We start from the raw sequence: 19225 nt of genomic DNA, 5'->3' as shown, positions 1-19225 counted from the left end.
TCATGGCCTCTTGGGCTCGGCGACCACCATGGCCACGGCATCGCCTTTCGGTGACACGTTCAACCGGCTGATCGCGCCCAACCGGACCGCGGCACCGTCGAACACCTCGGTCCAGCCGGTGGCGCCGCGCGTCCACGAGAACACCTTGGTACCGGCCGGCATCAACACCGTCTTGCCATCGGGCATCCAGGCGTAATCGCGATCGCTGCTGCCCTCGACGGCGCGCACGAGCGGCTCGATCTGCCGGGAGTCGATGTCGATCTGCTTGATCCAGAATTCCGCCGCCGACTCGCGCTGCACGAAGCTGACCTTGCGCGTGCCCGGAATGCGATGCAGCGAACGGCCGATGTCGCGCGCGACCACCTCCGCCTTGCCGGTGGAGACCCGGCCCACCTGCAATGTCGCCGGCTGGCCGAGGATGAACATGGCCAGGTGATCCGGCTCGACCCAGGCGTGATAGCCCACCGGCTTGACGTCGGCCAGCACGAGCTGCGGGTTCCGGCCCGCGGCGTCGAAACGCCACAGCCGCTGGCTGCGATCCGGTTCGGTCTGCACGACGCTGAAGCCGCCGGACTCGCCGATCCCGGCCGGCAGGAACGTCGGCGAGTTCTCGTTCTCCGGCGTTTGTGTGAGTTGCACGGTTCGCCCAGTCGCGCGCTCGAACACGAACACGTCGGTCTGCTTGCCGTCGTGGTTCGCGGCAAACAGGATCCGCGAGCCGTCGGAGCTGAACATGGGCTGGTTGTCGTAGCCGGGCTCCACCGCGATCGGCGCCGGCTTCGCCGTCTTCATGCTGCCGAGTCCCGCCGCGAGCGGCACCAGGTAGATGTCGGTGCCAGGCGGCGGCGCCGGAGCCGGCTGTGCCTGGACCAACCCGAGGCCCGCCAGCAAAAGAATCAGCGCTCGCATCGCAGGAGTATACTGCGCGCGTGACTCGGCGGACGTTCCTCGCCACGCCTCTCGCCGCTCTCGTTCCCGCGGCCGCCACCGGACAAGCCGCGCCAACCGCGGTCGATACCGCCACCCGGTCGTCCTTCGACCCCTGGGTTGAAGTGCACGCCGCCAGCCTCGCGCACAACGCGTCCGAGCTCAACCGTTACACCAGGCGCCCCGTCATGGCCGTGATCAAGAACAACGGCTACGGCCTTGGCGTCGTCAACGTCGCCCGCAGTCTCGACCACCATCCGGCCGTCGCCGGGTTCGCCGTGGTCAAGTTGCAGGAAGCCGTCACGCTGCGCGACCAGGGCATCACCAAGCCGATCCTCCTGCTGGCGCCGGTAGACGACGCCGACATCAGGACGGTAGCAGCGCGCGACATCATGCCGATGGTCTACACGCCCGTCGGCGACGTGCTCCAGCGTGAGGCCGACCGCTTGGGCCGCGCCATCCCGATTCACGTGTGCGTGGATACCGGCATCGGCCGCGTCGGCGTGCCGCACACCAGCGCGGCGCCGCTGATCACCGACCTCGCCCGCCGCAAGGGGATCCGGATCGACGGGACGATGATGACGTTCACCGAGGATCTGGAGTTCGATCGCGAGCAACGCCAGCGCTTCTCGACGCTGACCGCGGCGTTGAAGGCGAACGGCGTTGACCTCGGCCGCCTTCACGCCGCCTCCACCTACACACTGTTCCAGCACGGCGACGAGACGCATTTCGACATGGTGCGGCCGGGCATGGCGCTGCTGGGGATCTACCCCGACGCGCGTTTCAAGGCGGCCCGGCGCGTCGAGCTGCGCACGGCGCTGGCCTTCCGTGTGCGCGTGGCCTTCGTGAAGCAACTCGCCGCCGGCACCAGTGCCGGCTACGAGCGCGCGTACGTGGCCAGCAAGCCCACCTGGATCGCGACCTTGCCGGTCGGCCACGCCGACGGCTGGCCGCGCGAGGCGGCCAAGGGCGCGCGCGTCCGGATCAACGGGCGTCTGTTCCCCGTGATTGCCTCGGTGTCGGCGAGCCACACGCTGGTGGAGATCGGCGACGACCCGGCCGTCGCCGCCGGCGACGTCGCCACGCTGTTCGACGGGCAGGACGGCTCACGTCCCGAGGACGTCGCCGCCGCCTGCGGCGCCTCGGTCTACGACCTGACGATGCACCTCAGCCCGCTGCTGCCGCGGCGCGTCGTTTAGCTACATCTTGGGCTTGTCGTTCTTCAATTCGACGATCACCACCTCGATGGGCTCCTTGCCGCGGTTCATGTCGCCATGCTGGGTGCCCGCCGCATCGGCGTCGAGCCAATAGGCCTTGCCGGTTTCCCACTTGTAGGTCTGCTGGGTGGCGCCCTTGGCGTCGACGACGTCGAGGTTTCCGCCCTTCAGCACCACGGCGGCACGCCCGTGCTCGTGCCGGTGCAGCGCCAGCGGCTGGTTCGGCATGATGATCGACTTCCACACCTTCAGTTCGCTGTTCTCGAACTGCGGCTCACGCCGGCTCGCGCCGGACTGCTGCCCCACTGCCACCCCGGCGGCGAACACCGCGCCGATCACTGCCACACCTGCCATCACCTTGATCTTCATCCGGTCCTCCTGCGAGGGGGTCAGACCCCTCGGCAATTCTTGCTCGGGGTCAGACCCCATTCGTCTCGAGGAGTCAGACCCCTAACAAGTTCGCCGCGTTGCGGCCGTAGATCCCCTCGCGCTCGGCCGGCGACACCGGCAGCCGGCTGATCGCATCCAGCATTTTCGGGATGCTGCCGATCTGGTGGGGATAGTCGCTGCCGGCCAGGATGTGGTCGGCGCCGGCGAACTTGATCGCCAGCTCGATCGCGTTGACGTCGAAATTCACGGTGTCGTAGTAGAACTGCTTCAAGTACGTGCTCGGGGCGCGGCTGATGTTCGTGCGGCACTCGGCGAAGGCTTCGTAGCCGCGATCGAACCGCTCCGCCAGGTACGGCACGGCGCCACCCATGTGGCAGAGCACCCACTTGATTCTCGGGTAGCGCTCCGGCACGCCGGCGAACACCAGATGCGCGGCGGCCAGCGTCGTGTCCATCAGGAACCCCACCAGCGGCATCAGCCAGTACTGCTCCATGGCTTCCACGCCGAGGGGATGGGCGGGGTGAATGTAGATGACGGCGCCCAGCTGGTTTGCCTTGGTCCAGAGCGGCTCGTAAGCGGCGTCGGCCAGCGCCACGCCGTTAACGTTGCTGAACACCATGGCGCCGGGCAGCCCGAGCGTCGTCATGGCGCGCTCGAGTTCCACGACCGACGCCGCCGGATCGTTCAGCGGCAGCGTCGCCAGCGACAGGAAGTGCTGCCGCTGCGTCACCGCCGTGGCGAACGCGTCGTTGACGTGGCGGGCCATCTCGACCGCGGTGGCCGGCTCTTCGAAGTGCGTGCCGGGCGTGGTGAAGGTGATGACCTGCTTGTCGACGCCGTGCTTCTTCAGCACGCCCTCGCGGAAGTCGAGGTCACGATGACCGGGCACCAGGATGTTGTAGTCGCCGGGATAGTGCAGCCGCGGGTTGCCTTCCGCGTCGTAGTCCATGCGGACTTTGGTGGGGCCCTTCTTGACCGCCGCAAGGTATTCCGGCGGGTAGTAGTGATTGTGAAAGTCGATTTTCATGAAGCCTTTCGATTCCAAAAATAATACGCGGGAAGCCCGGAGGCCACAATCAGCAAGCCGATGGCGCTTTCGGTGAGGTCGGCGCGGATCTGATTTAACACGATCGCCGCCGAGGCGATCACGAACACCAGCGGCGCAATCGGGACGAGCGGCATGCGCCAGGCCGGCTGGTAGCCGGGCCGCCGGCGCAGCAGCACGACGCCGAGGGCGAGCAGGGCGAAGAAGATCCACTCCGTGTAGATCACGCGGGTGAACAGCGCGCGGTAGGTTCCGGTCAGCACCAGCACCGACGACCACACGCCTTGCAGCAGGATGGCGCGGCCCGGCGTCTGGAACCTGGGGTGGAGGTGGCCGGCCCACTTGAACCAGAGTCCGTCCTGCGCCATCTGGTAGTACACGCGCGGGCCCACCAGGACGATGCCGTTGAGCGCGCCGAACGCGCTGAACATGACCAGGGCTGAAATGATCGAGGCCCCGCCGGCGCCGACCAGCACGTCGAAGGTGTCGGCCGCGACCCGGGACGAGGCAATCACCTTGTCGATCGACAGCACGCGCAGGTAGACCGCGTTCAAGCCGATGTAGCACAGCGTGACCACGACCACGCCGATCAGCAGCGACCGCGGGATGGTGCGCGTCGGGTCCACCGTTTCTTCAGCGGTGTAGGTCACCATGTGCCAGCCGCCGAACGCGAACAGGCCGGCGCCCACCGCCAGCAGAAAGTTGCCGGCGCCGATCGGCGCCGCCGGCGCCGCCACCACCGCCGCCGACGGATCGCTCAAGGCCCAGCCGATGGCGATGATCGCGACCACCGCCGCCACCTTGACCAGCGTGAAGGCCGATTGCACGCCGCCGCCCAATCTCACGCCGAAGTAGTTAATGCCCGACAGCACGAAGATGGCGCCGATCGCGACCAGCCGCGTCGCGGTATCGCCCATCGGCACGAAGTAGCCGGCGTAGCGCGCGAACACGGTGGCGATGGCGGCCAGGATGCCACTGTGCATGGTCCACAACATCGCCCAGCCCCACAGGAAGCCGAGCGACGGCGCGTAGATCTCCTTGAGGAACACGTAGACCCCGCCGGTTTTCGGGTACGCGGACGCCAGCTCGGCGCAGACCAGCGCGCCGATCAGCGTCAAGACGCCGGCGGCAGCCCAGGCGAGCACGACGGCCCACGCCGACGGCACCAGGGCCGTGATCTCGGAGGCCTGCACGAAGATGGACGAACCGATGATCGTGCCGACGACCAGGGCGGTAGCCGAGGGCAGACCGATTGCCCGACGTAGTGTGCTCATCTGGTGATCTCGTGACTTGTTGGGCTGGTGAACGTGGATTCTACACATTTAGGCGGCGGACCGCGCATGACAGCGTGTACGATTATCAAACGTGCCTTTCTGGCTTGAACTGATCGCGCTGGCCACCGTCGGGGTGGTGTCGGGCGCCCTCAATGTCGTGGCTGGCGGCGGGTCGTTCCTGACCCTCCCTGCCCTGCTGTTCTTTGGGCTGCCCGCTTCGCTCGCCAACGGCACCAACCGCGTCGGCGTGCTGTCCCAGAACCTCGGCGGCATTCTCGGGTTCCATCGCCACGGCGCCGTGGACTGGCCGTGGGCACTCAAGGCCAGCGTGCCCGCCCTGGCCGGCGCGGCGATCGGCGTGTGGGCCGCGCTCAACGTGCCCGACTTCGCCTTCCGCCGGATCCTGTCGGTGGCGATGGTCGCCGTCACCGTGTGGTCGCTCGTGAACCAACGGCGCCAGCCGATCGCGCAGGCGGAACTCAAGCCGCCCACCCACTGGTTCGTGATCGCCGGCTTCTTCGTGGTCGGCCTCTACGGCGGGTTCATCCAGGCGGGCGTCGGCTTTCTGGTGCTGGCGATTACCTCGGCCGCCGGCATGGACCTCGTACGCGGCAACGCGGTGAAGCTGCTCAGCGTGATGCTGCTGACGCTGCTCTCGCTGGCCGTCTTCGCCGGCGCCGGCCAGGTGGACTGGCCGCGCGGGTTGGCGTTGGGCGCCGGCAACTGGGTGGGCGCCATAATCGGCGTGCGCCTGGCCGTGCTTCGAGGGCACGCCTGGCTCCAGCAGGTCGTCACCGTGACGGTCGTCCTGTTCGCCATCCTGCTCTGGTTCCAATAGACCTTCCCACTTCGGCTCACCCGATGCGCTCGGCGGTAGAATGACTCATGCCCACCACGACTGCCGTGACCAGACGCCCGCGCAAGCGCCGTACCGCCGAGAGCGCGCCCGCGGTCACCACGCCGCAGCGCGACTGGTCCAAGCTCGACCCGAATGACCTCACCTCGCCCGCGCTCTACATCAACCGTGAGCTGAGCTGGCTGGCGTTCAACCAGCGCGTGCTCGCGCAGGCCCAGGACACCTCGCATCCGCTGCTCGAGCGGGTGAAGTTCCTCGCCATTTCCGGCACCAACCTCGACGAGTTCTTCATGGTGCGGGTCGCCACCATCCTGAAGAAGTTCCGCGCCGGCATCGAGGAGGTCTCGATCGACGGCATGACGACGGACCTCGAGCTGGCGACGATTCGCGGGCACGCGCTGGCGCAGATCGACGCGCAGATCGCGTGCTGGTCGCAGTCGATCCGCCCGCTGCTCGCCGCCGAGGGCATCCACTTTCTCGATCCGGCTGACTACACGCCGGCGATCGAGGCGTGGCTGGCGCAGTACTTCAAGGAGCACATCTTCCCGGTCCTGACCCCGCTGGCGTTCGACCCCGGGCATCCGTTCCCGTACATCTCGAACCTGAGCATGAACCTCGCCGTCCGTGTCCGCCACGCCGGCCGCACCAAGTTCGCGCGCGTCAAGGTCCCGGGGATGCTGTCGCGCTTCATCGCCCTGCCGGAGCACCTGTCGCCGCAGCCCGGGATGGCGCACGTGTTCCTGGAAGACGTCATCCGCCGGAACATCCAGACGCTGTTCCCCGGCACCCAGGTCGAGGGCACGCACCTGTTCCGGATCATCCGCGACACCGACATGGTCATCCAGGAAGACGAGGCCGACGACCTGCTCGAGACCGTGGACCGCGGCCTCAAGCAGTTGCGCCACGGCGCGCTGTCGCTGCTGCACGTCGAGGCCGACACGCCCAAGCGGGTGTTGAGCATCCTGATCGAGAACTTCGAGATCGAGGAAGACGTGGTGGCGCGGGCCACCGATCGCCTCGGCTTCGGCGACTGGCACTCGCTGGTCAAGCTGCACCGCCCGGCCCTGAAATACCCGGCGATCACGCCGCGCACGCTGTGGGCGCCCGACGAAACCGACAAGGTCTTCGAACAGATCGCCGACCAGGACTTCCTGCTCCACCATCCGTTCGACTCGTTCACGTCGGTCGAGACCTTCCTGCGGGCGGCGGTGGAAGACCCGCAGGTGATCGCGATCAAGATCACGCTGTATCGCATCGGCGCCAACTCGCCACTGGTGGACCTGCTGATCGAGGCCGCCGAACAGGGCAAGCAGGTCGCGGTGCTGGTGGAGTTGAAGGCGCGCTTCGACGAACGGAACAACATCGCGTGGGCGACCCGCCTGGAAGCCGCCGGCATCCACGTCGTCTACGGCCTGATGAACCTGAAGGTGCACTGCAAGCTGTGCCTGGTCGTGCGCCATGAAGCGGACGGCATTCACCGCTATGCCCACGTCGCCACCGGCAACTACAACCGCGTCACCTCGCAGGTCTACACCGACCTCGGCCTGTTCACCGCCGACGAGGGCATCCTCGACGACGTCACCGAGGTGTTCAACTCGCTGACCGGTTATTCGAACAAGCGGTCGTACAACGCCTTGCTGGTGGCCCCGGTCGGGCTGCGGCAAGGGTTCCGGGCGCTGGTCGAGCGCGAGATGGAACACGCCAAGGCCGGACGGCCGGCCCGCATGATCCTGAAGAACAACGCGGTGGCCGACCAGGGCATGATCAAGACGCTCTACCGCGCCTCGCAGGCCGGCGTCACCATCGACATGATCGTGCGCGGCTTGTGCTGCCTGCGGCCGGGCATCCCCGGCATCAGCGATCACATCCGCGTCCGATCGATCGTCGGCCAGTTCCTCGAGCATTCGCGCATCTACTATTTCGAGAACGGCGGCGCGCCCGAGGTCTACATCGGCAGCGCCGACCTGATGGAACGCAACCTGGACCGGCGCGTCGAGGTGCTCTGCCCCGTCACCGATCCCGGCCTCAAGCAGTTGCTGCGCGACACGGTGCTCGAAGTGCTGTTGAGCGACACCGACCGGGCGTGGACGCTGCAGACCGACGGCGCCTACGTGCGCGCCACGCCGCCCGAAGGCGTCCCGCCCTTCAATTCCCAGCGGTTCCTGCTGGAGTGGTACGCGGCGCAACATGAATCCTAGCCGGGTGTTCCCTCGTTGCCGCGCCGTGACGCTGTTCACCTTCCGGACATTTGCGCTAGGGTATTCGCTGTGAAGGTGCATCAGGATCGCTGGGACGACACGCAGGGGTGGCACGAGTCCCCCGCCCTGCCGGCCGCCCAGCTGGTTCTCGTGTTCGGGGACCGCGCCAGCATCGGCAGCCCGCGGCTGGGATCCGATCTGGCGGCGCGATGGCCCGCCGCCGCGATCATCGGCTGCTCGACGGCCGGGCAGATCAGCGGGACCGACGTCTTCGACGCCGGCGTGGTCGCCACCGCCATCCAGTTCGAGTACACCGAGGTCCGCCTGGCCACCGCGCCGGTTACGGCCATCGACAGCGCCGCCGCCGGCGCCGCCCTGGCGGCGACGCTCGCCGGCCCGGGTCTCGTGCACGTGCTCGTGATCTCCGAAGGACTCGACATCAACGGTGAAGCCCTGGTGCGGGGATTGGGTGAGCGACTCCCGCCCGGCGTGTCGGTGACCGGCGGCCTCTCGGCCGACGGCGAACAGTTCCAGGAAACGGTGGTGCTGTGCGGCGGCCGGGCCGTGACCAACACCGTGGCGGCCGTCGGGCTGTACGGATCGCGCCTGAAAGTCGGCTACGGCTCCCTCGGCGGATGGGATCCGTTCGGGCCGGAACGTCAAATCACCAAGTCCGCGGGCAACGTGCTCTACGAGCTGGACGGGCAATCCGCCCTGGCACTCTACAAGCGCTACCTCGGCGATCATGCGTCTGACCTGCCGGCCTCGGGCCTGCTCTTCCCGTTGTCGTTGCGCACGCGCGAGGTCAGCGCCCCGGTGGTGCGCACGATTCTGTCGGTGCATGAGGCCGACCAGAGCCTCACCTTTGCCGGCGACGTCCCGGTCGGCGGCTACGTCCGGCTGATGAAGGCCAACGTCGACCGCCTGATCGACGGCGCGGTCGGCGCCGGGCGCATCAGCGCCGAGGCGCTGGGCACGCCGGCGGATCTCGCGCTCCTGATCAGTTGCGTGGGCCGGCGCATGGTACTGCGGCAGCGCGTGGAAGAAGAAGTCGAGGGCGTCCGCGACATCGTCGGGCCGGCCGCCACCATCGCGGGGTTCTATTCCTACGGCGAGATCTCGCCATTCACGCCCAAGGCCCGGTGCGAGCTCCACAACCAGACGATGACGGTCACCACCCTGTCTGAACGCTGATGATGGGCGATTTCCACAGTCTGCTGCGCCGCCAGTTGAAGCGCTTCTTTCCGGAAGCACCGGTTCCCGCCGAGCTCACGCCGATGCTCGAGGCGGTGGACCAGGCCTACCGGGAGTTCGACAACGATCGCGCCATGCTCGAGCGATCGCTCGAGTTGAGCTCGCAGGAATTGCTGCAGGCCAACGCCGAGCTGCGGGCGCTGGTCGGCGCGTTTCCCGACCAGATTCTCCGGCTCGACAAGCAGGGCGTGATCCTGGACGTGAAGGGCCCGGCGCACGCGGAGCCGACGCGCGGCTGGGTGACCGGGCGCGCCATTGCCGATGTGCTGGACGCCGCGGCCCGCGGGCCGGTCGCCAACGCCCTCGCCCGCATCGCCCGGGACCACGCCCCGGTGAACCTGGAGCTGGAGCTCGGCGCCGACACGCCGACGCCGCGGCTCTACGAGGCGCGCCTGCTGCCGATGGAACAGGCGCAGGTCATGCTGATCCTGCGCGACGTCACCGAGCGCTACTACGCGGAGAAGCAGTTGCGCGCCAGCCAGCTGGCCCTGCACGAGGTGCACCGGGATCTCGAGCGCCGCGTTGACGAGCGCACCGCCGCGCTGGCCCGTGTCAACGACGAACTGCGCCGCGAGATGGCCGACCGCCAGGCCGCCGAGTCGGCCCGCAGCCAGCTCGAGGAACAACTGCGCCACGCGCAGAAGATGGAGGCGATCGGCCGCCTGTCGGGCGGCATCGCGCACGACTTCAACAACCTGCTGACCGCCATCCGCGGCTATTCCGAATTGCTGATGACGTCGCTGGCCGGATCGCCGCTGCGCACCGACGTCGAGGAGATCTTCAACGCCGCCGAGCGCGCCGCCACGCTCACCGGCCAGCTGCTGGCGTTCAGCCGCCGCCAGATCCTGTCGCCGGAGATCGTCGGGCTCAACCAGCGGGTGATGGACATGAGCCGCATGCTCAACCGGCTGATCGGCGAGCACATCGCCATCGACCTGCACCTGGCGACGGACCTGTGGTCGGTCCGCGCCGACGCCGCGCAGCTGGAGCAGGTGCTGGTCAACCTCGCGCTCAACGCCCGCGACGCCATGCCCGAAGGCGGCCGCCTCTCGATCGAGACGGCCAACCGCGAAATCACCGCGAACCAGGCGCGGTTACTCGACATCTCGCCCGGGTTGTTCGTGGAGCTGCTGGTGCGCGACACCGGCGTCGGCATCCCGGCCGACGTGCAGGGCCGCATCTTCGAGCCCTTCTTCACGACCAAGCCCAAGGGGGCGGGCACCGGCCTCGGCCTGTCGATGGTTTACGGCTTCGTGCGCCAGAGCGGCGGCGCCATCTCGGTGGCCAGCGCGCCCGGTGACGGCAGCGCCTTCTCGCTCCTGCTGCCCCGCACCGACGACACCACCGTCCCGCCGCCGACGCCGCGCACCCTGACGGCGGCGAAGACCGGCAGCGGCACCATCCTGATTGCCGAGGACGAGCGGGCGCTGCGGCGGCTGGGGGCCACGGTCCTGCGGACGGCCGGCTACCAGACCATTGAGGCGTCTGACGGCCAGCAGGCGCTCGACCTGTTCACCGTGCACGGGCAGAGCATCGTGATGGTGGTCACCGACGTCGTCATGCCGCGGATGGGCGGCATCGAACTGGCCAAGCGCCTGCGGAAGGTGCGGCCCGGCCTGCCGATGCTGTTCGTGACCGGCTACGTGGACCAGAGCGAGGCCCTGGGCGATCAGGGCGCGCCGGTGCTGCTCAAGCCGTTCTCGCCCGACGCGCTGCTCAAGGCGGTGGCCTCGGCTATTGCCAGCGAAACAGCCTGAGCGTCAGCGCGAACGAGGCGCCTCGCGGCCGCCGCGGGCTGTCAACCTCGGTCACGTCCTATTCCTGATTGCCCATGTGAGGACCGGCCCTGGGTCGCGTCACCTTCACGCTCCGCGACGGGGAGCTCGGGGAACACCAAGGCAAGCAGCGCAAGCGCCGCGCTCGCCGCCTTCTGAATCTCTTCGACATCAGCGCGCCGCGCATCGTCCGGCGATATGTCCGTCAGCAACACGTCGGCAAATCCCAGGATGATGCCGAGCTGATTCTTGAAGTCGTGACGGTGCTTTTCGTCGTCCGGCATCATGGCAAATCCCCTTCGACGAGGCTGAGAAACGTGCCGACCAGGTCAGCGCGCCGCCAGCCGCAGGCGACCTCCGCCCTCAGTTCTTGAGCGGCCTGCGCCCGCGGCAAGGCGGCCCTGTAGGGGCGCGCGGTCGTGAGCGCGTCGAACACGTCGACGATGCCCATCACGTGCGCCAGCAGTGGAATCGCATCCCCGCGCAAGCCATCCGGATAGCCAGTGCCGTCCAGACGTTCGTGGTGGGATCGAACGATCGGCCGCACCTTTCGCAGCGAGCGCAGTTCGCCACAGAGTCGATCACCGATCAGCGTGTGCTGCTTCATTATCTGGAATTCATCGGGCGTGAGCGGCCCGGGCTTTAGCAGTACCGCATCGGGAATGCCAACCTTGCCAACATCGTGCAAGTAGCCCCCGCGCTCCAGCGCGGCACTGTCGTCCTCGTCGAGCCCCAGTATCCGCCCCAGCGAGACGGCGTACGCGCCGAGGCGTTGGCAGTGCCCCTCCGTGTTGCTGTCACGGGCTTCGATGGTCAGCGCGAGGCTGACGATGACGGCATCGGCCGTGTCCAGATCGTCGGTGTAGCGCTTGAGGCGGAGCAACGAGCGGACCCGCGCCAGGAGCTCATGCCGGTTGAAGGGCTTGCTCAGAAAATCGTCGGCGCCCGCATCGATTCCCCGGATGCGACTATCCATGTCGTTGAGCGACGTGACCAGGACCACGGGCGTCAGCCGCGTCGCCGCCTGTCGCTTGATCTGGCGGCACGCCTCGAAGCCGTCGACCTCGGGCATCATCACGTCCATGAGCACGAGGTCTGGATGGTCGTCGAGCACCATGCGGACCGCCTCGGCTCCACCGGCGGCCGTACGCACGGAGTGACCATCCGCCGTCAGCAAAGACGACAGCAACCGGGTATTCCCTTCGATATCGTCAACAACGAGCACGAGACCCATCGGCGGTCACTCCAGACCTCGGACAGCTGAACTCCGCTGGCACTTGACTACGGGTTCGGTCCATCCGTCAAGCCCGTCCGCGCCGCCGCGGCGTCCGTGACCGCAGCTCAATGCGAGGCTCTTTCGACGATGTCGGTGAGCGACTCGCTGGTAAACGGCTTCGCGAGGAAGCCGTCGCCGCGCGGGAGCCGCGTCGGATCGGGCGCGAACGCCGAGATGAACACGGCGCGGACGCCGGGCGAGATCTTCCGCGCTTCGGCCATCAGGTCGTAGCCGTCCATCTCGGGCATGACGACATCCACGAGCATGAGCGCGATCGCCGGTTGACGGTTCAGCACGGCGAGCGCGGCGTGCGGGCCGGCGACGGTCACGACCTCGTGGCCGCTTCGCATCAGGACGGCCTTGATGAGTTCGCGCATGCCCGGCTCGTCCTCGACGACCAGCACGGGCGCCGCCAGCCGCGTCCCAGTCCGGGCCGGGTCGGGCAGCGCGGCCGGTTCCGACGTGGCCGGCAAGTCGATCGTGAACGTGGTGCCGACGCCGGCCGCCGAGTTGACCTGGATCCGCCCACCCGCCTGTGTGACGATCGCGTCCACGTTGGCGAGATCGATCGCGTTTCCAGCGGCATCCTCACTGACGAAGAACGGCTCGAACAGCCTAGCCCGCGCCGCCGCGGACATTCCGCCGCTGGTGTCGGTGATGACCATCCGGACGTACTCGGCTGGCGCCCCGCTCGCCGCGTCCCGGGTGCCGGACGTGTGCATGGCGGTGGCCACGGTCAGACGACCGCCGTGCGGCATGGCGTCACGCGCACGAATGCCGAGCTTGAGCACGATCTCTTCCAGGTGATACGCCGCGATCTTGACCCGCGTGATGTCGTGGTCGAGCGCCAGCGTGACCTCGATGTTCGGACCGAGCATCTGCTGGAGGGCTCTCGTCGTACGAGCGGCCACGGCGTTGACGTCGATCACGTCGGCCGGCGCGCGGTGGCCGCCACTCAAGGTGCGCAGCGGCCTGGTGAGACGCGCGGCACTCAAGGCGGCGCGTCGAATCTCGTGGGCGTCCTGGATGCTCGTGCCGGACGGGTCCAGGTTCGCGATCAACAGCTCGGCGCGTCCGGTGATCGCCGTCAACAAATCGTTGAGGTCGTGCGCGACGTCACCGGCCAGCCGGCTGTCGGCGTCCATGGTCCTGGCCAGCGCGTCCCTCTCGCCGTGATCCCGGTCGCCGGCGCGGAGCGCGGCCCGTGCGGCGCGAGCCCGGAGTGTCGCCACGCACGCCGCGGCGATCGCGATGAACGCGACGGCACCGAGTAAGGCGATTGCGACTGAAGCGGTCAACATGCACTCACGGCTCTCCGAAGCCGGCCGCTGGCGGTCCGATGGCGGGAGGGTCGGGCGGGGCGACCGGCACCTCGGGGGCGCCGGCGGCGCTGCATCGATTTCGTCCCCCCCGCTTGGCCTGATACAACGCGTCGTCGGCCCGCCCGATCAACGCGGTGATCCCGGTTTCCGCGGGCCCGGCCTCGGCGACGCCGATGCTCACCGTGACCGGAATGGTCTTGCCGCCCGCGACCATCGCGAGGGTCGCCATCATCCGCCGCACCGATTCGGCGGCCTGCTGCGCTCCGATCAACGGCGTGTCGGGAAGAATGATTAGGAACTCGTCGCCGCCGTACCGGCATCGCACGTCCGTGCTCCGCAGCACGCGCGTGAGCTGCGCGCCGACGGCGCGCAGCAAATCGTCGCCGCGCAGGTGCCCCAGCTCGTCGTTGATCGTCTTGAAATGGTCGATGTCGAACATCAGGATCGACAGTGGCTGTCGGGAACGGCGCGCCCGGTCCATTTCCCGAGCCAGCGTTTCGAGGCCATGGCCGCGGCTGAAACAGTTCGTGAGGCTGTCGCGCAGGCTGAATTCCTTGGTCTCCAGAAACAACTGCACGTTTCTCACTGCAATCGCGATCAGTCCGGTGGCGACCCCGAGCGCCTTCCGTTGATCGCCGGTGATCGTGGCGCCGTCGTGGATCCCGAGGACGCCAACGGCCACGCCGGCGACCATCGGAAAACAGAGGACGTCCCCCTCGACGATGCCCGCGAGCCGGGCCGCCGAGAGGGTCTCCGGCGACACCGCGCGATCCGCAATCGCTTCGAGCTCTTCCAACGATTTTCTGCGGGTGACGCCCGCCTCCTGCAGCAGCGCCTCCCAGCGATCGGGTCGTCGCGCCAGGACCCAGAACTCGCGCTCGCCCGCAAATGCGGGCAGGTGCCGCCACAAGGCCTGCTGGAGCGTCGTGGGTTCCAGCGCGTTGGCGAGCGCTTGGCTGAAGGTCATCAGCCGCTCGAGTTCCGCCGAGCGCATCCGGGCCTGGGCTGCCTCCGCGGCGGCAGCGAGCGCCTCAGCCTTCGCCTGCTGCCGCTTGCGGGCCTCGTGGAAGACAAAGACCCCCGCGAAAATCGCCAGCGCCGGGAGCAGGTCGACGTGGTAGCGCTCCTGCACGTCCCACGCCGCCTCCCAGACAAAGCGGAGCGGCCGTTGAAAAATCACAACGGTGCCGGCAATGAGGCCCACGACAAGCGACGCGTCGTTTCTGGTGATGAGGCGCATAGGGGTCTTGGGCCTGAAAAGCGCGTAACCGGCCCAGTCTACGCCCTTCTGTTCAAGGGTGAGCACCCTCTGCGCCAAGGCCTGAATTCGTGTATTGTAGCGACTCGCACAGTGCGCCCCTCATCGTGCAAATGCTCCGATGGGTGTTGAGAGCCAAACCGCAACAAACGGCGGCAACGGTACGGCAAGGTTGGCAGCATGGGTGACACCGCACAGCTCATCTCGTTTTGCCTGGATCAGCAGCGCTACGCCTTACCGCTCGCGGCGATTGAACGTGTGGTGCAGTCCGTTGAAGTGACGCCGCTACCCCATGCTCCGGCAATCGTTCTCGGCGCGATCAACGTGCACGGCCGGGTGCTCCCAGTCCTCAATGTTCGGCGGCGGTTCCTGTTGCCGGAGCGCGAGGTGGTCCCGACTGACTGGTTCTTGGTTGCACACACCGAGCGCCGCACGGTGGTCCTCGTGGTCGATCAGTCGGATGGCCTGGTGGAACGTCCACAGACCGAGGTCATCCCCTCATCGCAGGTCGCTCCGGGCCTCGATGCCTTCCCCGGCGTGGTTCGCTTGGACGATGGCCTGGTCCTGATCCACGACCTCGACCAGTTTTTGTCACTGGACGAGGCGCGCACCTTGGACGATGCCATTGACGGCTTCAAGGGGGCCTAGCGGATGATGCCGACCTCTTGCTCGCCGAACGGTCCATCAGGTCCCCAGTGGACACGCTGGAGCGAGTTCATCGGCAGGCACCTGGGGCTGCACTTCCCGCCCGAGCGGCTCGCGGATCTGCAACGCGGCCTGGCCGCCGCAGCGGCGGAATTCGGATTCACAGATCTCTCTGAGTGCGCCAGGTGGCTGTTATCGGCGCCCCCAACCAAGGCGCAGCTTCAGGTGCTCGCCAGCCACCTGACGGTTGGTGAGACCTATTTTTTCAGGGACGACGCCCTGTTTGATGTCCTCTCGAGTCGCGTGCTCCCCGACTTGATCCGCGCGCGGCGAGGCCGCGAGCGGCGGCTGCGGATCTGGAGCGCGGCATGTTGCACGGGCGAGGAACCCTATTCGCTGGCGATTCTGATCCATCAGCTGCTGCCCGATCTCCCGGACTGGCACGTCTCGATCCTGGCCACCGACATCAATCCGCATTTTCTCCGAAAGGCCGCCGCCGGTGCCTACGGCGAGTGGTCGTTCCGCAACACGCCCGCCAGTACGAAGGCGCGCTACTTCCGCCAGTCCGGAGGCGGGCCGCACACCATCCTGCCGGAGATCAAGAGGCTCGTTACCTTTGGGTACCTGAACCTCGCGGAGGGGGTTTATCCATCGCTGGCAACCGATACCAACGCCATGGACCTCATCCTCTGCCGCAACGTCCTCATGTACTTCGGACCGGCACAGGTCCGCAAGGCGATTGACGGCCTGCACCACGCGCTGGTTGACGGCGGCTGGCTCGTGGTCAGTCCGAGTGAGGCGTCCCACGCCCTCTTTCCTCAGTTCGCCATTCAGAACTTCCCGGGCGTGATCCTCTACCAACGGAATGCCGTCGTGGCCCCAGGCGCGGGACGCGTTGGGGTGCCCGAGATTCCCACGGCCTCGGTTCTGGCGGCACCGCCGGCTCCACTACCGGCGGATCCGCCTCAGGTGAAGCCGAGTCCTCCGCCGCATGCGCTGGCCAGTTCGCTGTATCAACAGGGCCGCTACGATGAGGCGGCCGACACGTTGATGGCGTGGGCGGCGGGGCGCTCCCCCGATCTGGCGGCGTGTTCCTTGCTCGCGCGCGCGCTCGCCAATCAGGGCCGATTAGCGGAGGCGGTCGTGTGGTGCGATCGCTGGATCGCCGCCGACAAGGTGGACGCGGCCGCGCACTACGTGCGGGCGGCGGTGCTGCTCGAGCAGGGCCCGAAGGATGAGGCTCGACGATCGCTCGAGCGCGTCCTCTATCTGGACCCAGACTTCGTGCTGGCGCACTTCGCGTTGGGCAACCTCGCACGCGGCAGCGGCAAGCCTGACGAGGCCCGCAGGTATTTCAGTACGGCGCTGCGGCTCCTGGCGCGCGAACAACCGGACACGCTGTTGCCGGAATCGGACGGCCTGACGGTCGGCCGCCTCACCGACACCATCACGGCTCTGGAGCACATGCTATGACGCCCGAGACCCGCCCGCCCGTCATGTCTGATGCGGCGCAGATCCTTCGCGCGCGCGCACACGCGTTGGCCCGCCCACTGGAGACGCCTCCAGTCGCGGAGTCGTTGCTCGACGTGCTGGAGTTCCGCCTTGCCCAAGAACGCTACGCCGTCGAGACGCCGCACGTACGTGAGGTGTATCCGTTGAAGCACCTGACGCCTCTGCCGTGCACGCCGGCGTTCGTTGTCGGGATTGTCAATGTGCGGGGGCAGATCCTGCCTGTCTTCGACATCAAGCAGTTCTTCGAACTACCCCAGAAGGGACTGAGCGACCTGCACCGCATCATCATCGTCCGCGGCCACGGACTCGAGCTCGGCCTCCTGGCCGACGAGATCGTGGGCGTACGATCAATTCCAGTCGACAGCCTGCAGTCTTCCCTCCCCACCCTCACCGGAATCCGCAGTGACTACCTGAAGGGTGTGACGGCCGACGGACTGGTGGTCCTCGATCTGGCCCGCATCCTGGCCGACCCGAAGATCGTCGTACGCGACACCGTGGACATCTGATCGACAACCTGCGAGGGAGACCGCATGACGCTGCGATGGAACGTTGGAACGAAAATCGGCGCCGGGTTTGGCTTCACGCTGGTCATTTTTCTGTTCGTCGGAGGTGTGTCCTACCGGAGCACAACGCAATTGATCGAGGCGTCAAACGCGCGCCGACACACCTACGACGTGCTGAAACAACTCGCGGAAGTGCTGATGCTTCTGACGACCGCCCAGACAAGCCAACGTGGGTACGTGATCACCGGCGACGATGCCTACCTGGATCCGTATCAGGACGCGTTGGGCCGGCTCGATCAGGCGGTACGGGATCTCCGTTCGCTCACGGCGGACTCTGCAGCCCAACAACGCCGGCTGGCGACGCTGGAACCCCTCATCCAGTCCCGGCTGGCGATCGCTCGGGAAGCGATCACGGTCCGCCGGGCGAGCGGCCTGGACGCCGCTGCCCAGGCCACGAAGGCTGGCAAGGGCGAGGCCAACATGGACGAAATCCGCAACCTGCTTGGCGACATGCAGGGCGATGAGGATGCATTGCTCGAAACACGGGTCGCGCAGGCGCAAGCCGATGCGAGCAATGCGAAATGGACCATCCTGCTGGGTACGCTCTCCGCCCTGATCGTCGCAATGGTGGCCGCCTTCGCGATAACGCGCAACATCGCCGGGCCGCTCCGGGACCTGACGGGCGTCGCGGAACGGATCACCATGGGCGACCTGCGCACGAATGTGGCGCCGGACTCGCGGAACGACGAACTCGGCATGCTGGCGCGGGCATTCAGCGTCATGACCGAGTCTCTGCGCGCCATGGCCGTGGCGGCCGAACGCATCGCGGCTGGTGACCTGCGGTCCACCATCACGCCACACTCTCCCGATGATGTGCTGGGCAACGCCTTTGCGCGCATGGTCGAGAACCTGCGCGGCCAGATCCGGGCACTGGTGGAAGGCGCGTCCGTGCTGGGGTCGGCGGCCAGCGAGATCGTCGCGTCGACGACGCAACTGGCGGCCAGTGCCAACGAGTCGGCCGCGGCGGTCAGCGAGACCACCACCACCGTGGAAGAGGTCCGCCAGACCGCGCAGGTGGCCAATCAGAAGGCCAAGCACGTGGCCGACAGCGCGCAGAAGGCCGCGCAGATTTCGCAAAACGGCCGCAAATCGACCGAGGACGTCGGTGCCGGCATGCAGCGCATTCGCCAGCAGATGGACGCCATCGCGGCCAGCATGGGGCGGCTCAGCGAGCAGGGCCAGGCCATCGGCCAGATCATCGCCACGGTGGAGGACCTGGCCGCGCAGTCGAACCTGCTGGCCGTCAACGCGGCGATCGAGGCGGCCAAGGCCGGTGAGCACGGCAAGGGCTTCGGGGTGGTCGCGCAAGAGGTCAAGAGCCTGGCCGAGCAATCGCGGCAGGCCACCACGCAGGTGCGGACGATTCTCGGCGACATTCAGAAGGCGACGGCCACTGCAGTGCTCGCCACTGAGCAAGGCAGCAAAGCCGTCGACGCGGGCACCCGGCACACCGAGGTGGCCGGTGAGGCCATCCAGACGCTGGCGGGCAGCGTCTCCGAAGCCGCGCAGGCGGCGACGCAGATCGCCGCCTCGAGCCAGCAGCAGTTGGTGGGGGTGGACCAGGTAGCGGCGGCGATGGACAGCATCAAGCAGGCCAGCACGCAGAACGTGGCGAGCGCCACGCAACTGGAAACCGCCGCCCGCAACCTCAACGCGCTCGGCCAGCGGCTCACACAGGTGGTCGAGCGCTACCAGGTGTAACGATACCCACGC

17 protein-coding genes are annotated in these 19225 nt (G+C 67.5%); 9 read left to right on the top strand and 8 right to left on the bottom strand.

The features are described from left to right. On the bottom strand, nucleotides 1-909 hold the full coding sequence (locus WC815_00795; protein ID MFA5907293.1) for a hypothetical protein: 909 nt from the start codon (nucleotides 907-909) through the stop codon (nucleotides 1-3). A gap of 20 nt (nucleotides 910-929) precedes the next feature. Here WC815_00795 and alr point away from each other — a divergent pair, with 20 nt between their 5' ends. Beyond that, nucleotides 930-2126, top strand: coding sequence for an alanine racemase (gene alr / locus WC815_00790; protein MFA5907292.1), 1197 nt, complete (start codon nucleotides 930-932; stop codon nucleotides 2124-2126). Here alr and WC815_00785 read toward each other — a convergent pair whose 3' ends face one another. The 3 genes from WC815_00785 to WC815_00775 form a co-directional block, all read right to left on the bottom strand. Next, nucleotides 2127-2513, bottom strand: coding sequence for a hypothetical protein (locus WC815_00785; GenBank protein MFA5907291.1), 387 nt, complete (start codon nucleotides 2511-2513; stop codon nucleotides 2127-2129). Nucleotides 2514-2586: 73 nt separating this feature from the next. Then, a complete protein-coding gene (locus tag WC815_00780; GenBank protein ID MFA5907290.1) occupies nucleotides 2587-3561 on the bottom strand; it encodes an amidohydrolase family protein in 975 nt (324 codons plus the stop codon). Then, a complete protein-coding gene (locus WC815_00775; GenBank protein ID MFA5907289.1) occupies nucleotides 3558-4853 on the bottom strand; it encodes an amino acid permease in 1296 nt (431 codons plus the stop codon). The genes WC815_00780 and WC815_00775 overlap by 4 nt, the downstream gene beginning before the upstream one ends. A gap of 91 nt (nucleotides 4854-4944) precedes the next feature. Here WC815_00775 and WC815_00770 point away from each other — a divergent pair, with 91 nt between their 5' ends. From WC815_00770 to WC815_00755, 4 genes are all read left to right on the top strand, one after another. Next, a complete protein-coding gene (locus WC815_00770) occupies nucleotides 4945-5691 on the top strand; it encodes a sulfite exporter TauE/SafE family protein (GenBank protein ID MFA5907288.1) in 747 nt (248 codons plus the stop codon). Between the two features lie 47 nt (nucleotides 5692-5738). Continuing rightward, nucleotides 5739-7907 carry a polyphosphate kinase 1 gene (gene ppk1, locus WC815_00765; protein MFA5907287.1) on the top strand — a complete coding sequence of 723 codons (2169 nt, stop codon included), beginning with the start codon at nucleotides 5739-5741 and terminating at the stop codon, nucleotides 7905-7907. 69 nt (nucleotides 7908-7976) lie between these two features. Further along, the gene (locus WC815_00760; GenBank protein ID MFA5907286.1) at nucleotides 7977-9101 is read left to right on the top strand and encodes an FIST N-terminal domain-containing protein; all 1125 of its coding nucleotides are present in this window, start codon (nucleotides 7977-7979) and stop codon (nucleotides 9099-9101) included. Continuing rightward, complete coding sequence (locus tag WC815_00755; protein MFA5907285.1) at nucleotides 9101-10918, top strand: ATP-binding protein; 1818 nt, start codon at nucleotides 9101-9103, stop codon at nucleotides 10916-10918. The genes WC815_00760 and WC815_00755 overlap by 1 nt, the downstream gene beginning before the upstream one ends. A 41-nt stretch (nucleotides 10919-10959) precedes the next feature. Here WC815_00755 and WC815_00750 read toward each other — a convergent pair whose 3' ends face one another. From WC815_00750 to WC815_00735, 4 genes are all read right to left on the bottom strand, one after another. Beyond that, entirely contained in the window at nucleotides 10960-11223 is a 264-nt protein-coding gene (locus tag WC815_00750; protein ID MFA5907284.1) for a hypothetical protein, read from the bottom strand. After that, on the bottom strand, nucleotides 11220-12170 hold the full coding sequence (locus WC815_00745; protein MFA5907283.1) for an HD domain-containing phosphohydrolase: 951 nt from the start codon (nucleotides 12168-12170) through the stop codon (nucleotides 11220-11222). The genes WC815_00750 and WC815_00745 overlap by 4 nt, the downstream gene beginning before the upstream one ends. Before the next feature lie 107 nt (nucleotides 12171-12277). After that, entirely contained in the window at nucleotides 12278-13513 is a 1236-nt protein-coding gene (locus WC815_00740; GenBank protein MFA5907282.1) for a response regulator, read from the bottom strand. A gap of 4 nt (nucleotides 13514-13517) precedes the next feature. After that, nucleotides 13518-14774, bottom strand: coding sequence for a GGDEF domain-containing protein (locus WC815_00735; protein MFA5907281.1), 1257 nt, complete (start codon nucleotides 14772-14774; stop codon nucleotides 13518-13520). Nucleotides 14775-14972: 198 nt separating this feature from the next. Here WC815_00735 and WC815_00730 point away from each other — a divergent pair, with 198 nt between their 5' ends. From WC815_00730 to WC815_00715, 4 genes are read left to right on the top strand one after another with little or no spacing between them, the layout of a single operon-like run. Then, on the top strand, nucleotides 14973-15440 hold the full coding sequence (locus WC815_00730) for a chemotaxis protein CheW (protein MFA5907280.1): 468 nt from the start codon (nucleotides 14973-14975) through the stop codon (nucleotides 15438-15440). Between the two features lie 3 nt (nucleotides 15441-15443). Then, nucleotides 15444-16910, top strand: a complete 1467-nt coding sequence (locus WC815_00725; GenBank protein MFA5907279.1) for a CheR family methyltransferase — start codon at nucleotides 15444-15446, stop codon at nucleotides 16908-16910. Beyond that, a complete protein-coding gene (locus WC815_00720) occupies nucleotides 16907-17455 on the top strand; it encodes a chemotaxis protein CheW (GenBank protein MFA5907278.1) in 549 nt (182 codons plus the stop codon). Before WC815_00725 ends, WC815_00720 begins: the two co-directional genes overlap by 4 nt. A 24-nt stretch (nucleotides 17456-17479) precedes the next feature. After that, on the top strand, nucleotides 17480-19213 hold the full coding sequence (locus WC815_00715; GenBank protein MFA5907277.1) for a CHASE3 domain-containing protein: 1734 nt from the start codon (nucleotides 17480-17482) through the stop codon (nucleotides 19211-19213). The last annotated feature ends 12 nt before the right edge of the window (nucleotides 19214-19225 follow it).

It is taken from the genome of Vicinamibacterales bacterium, from assembly GCA_041659285.1.
In the GTDB taxonomy this organism is placed as follows: Bacteria; Acidobacteriota; Vicinamibacteria; order Vicinamibacterales; family UBA2999; genus 12-FULL-67-14b.
Note: the sequence above shows the minus strand (reverse complement) of the source record. Positions and strands in the feature narration are given on the sequence as shown.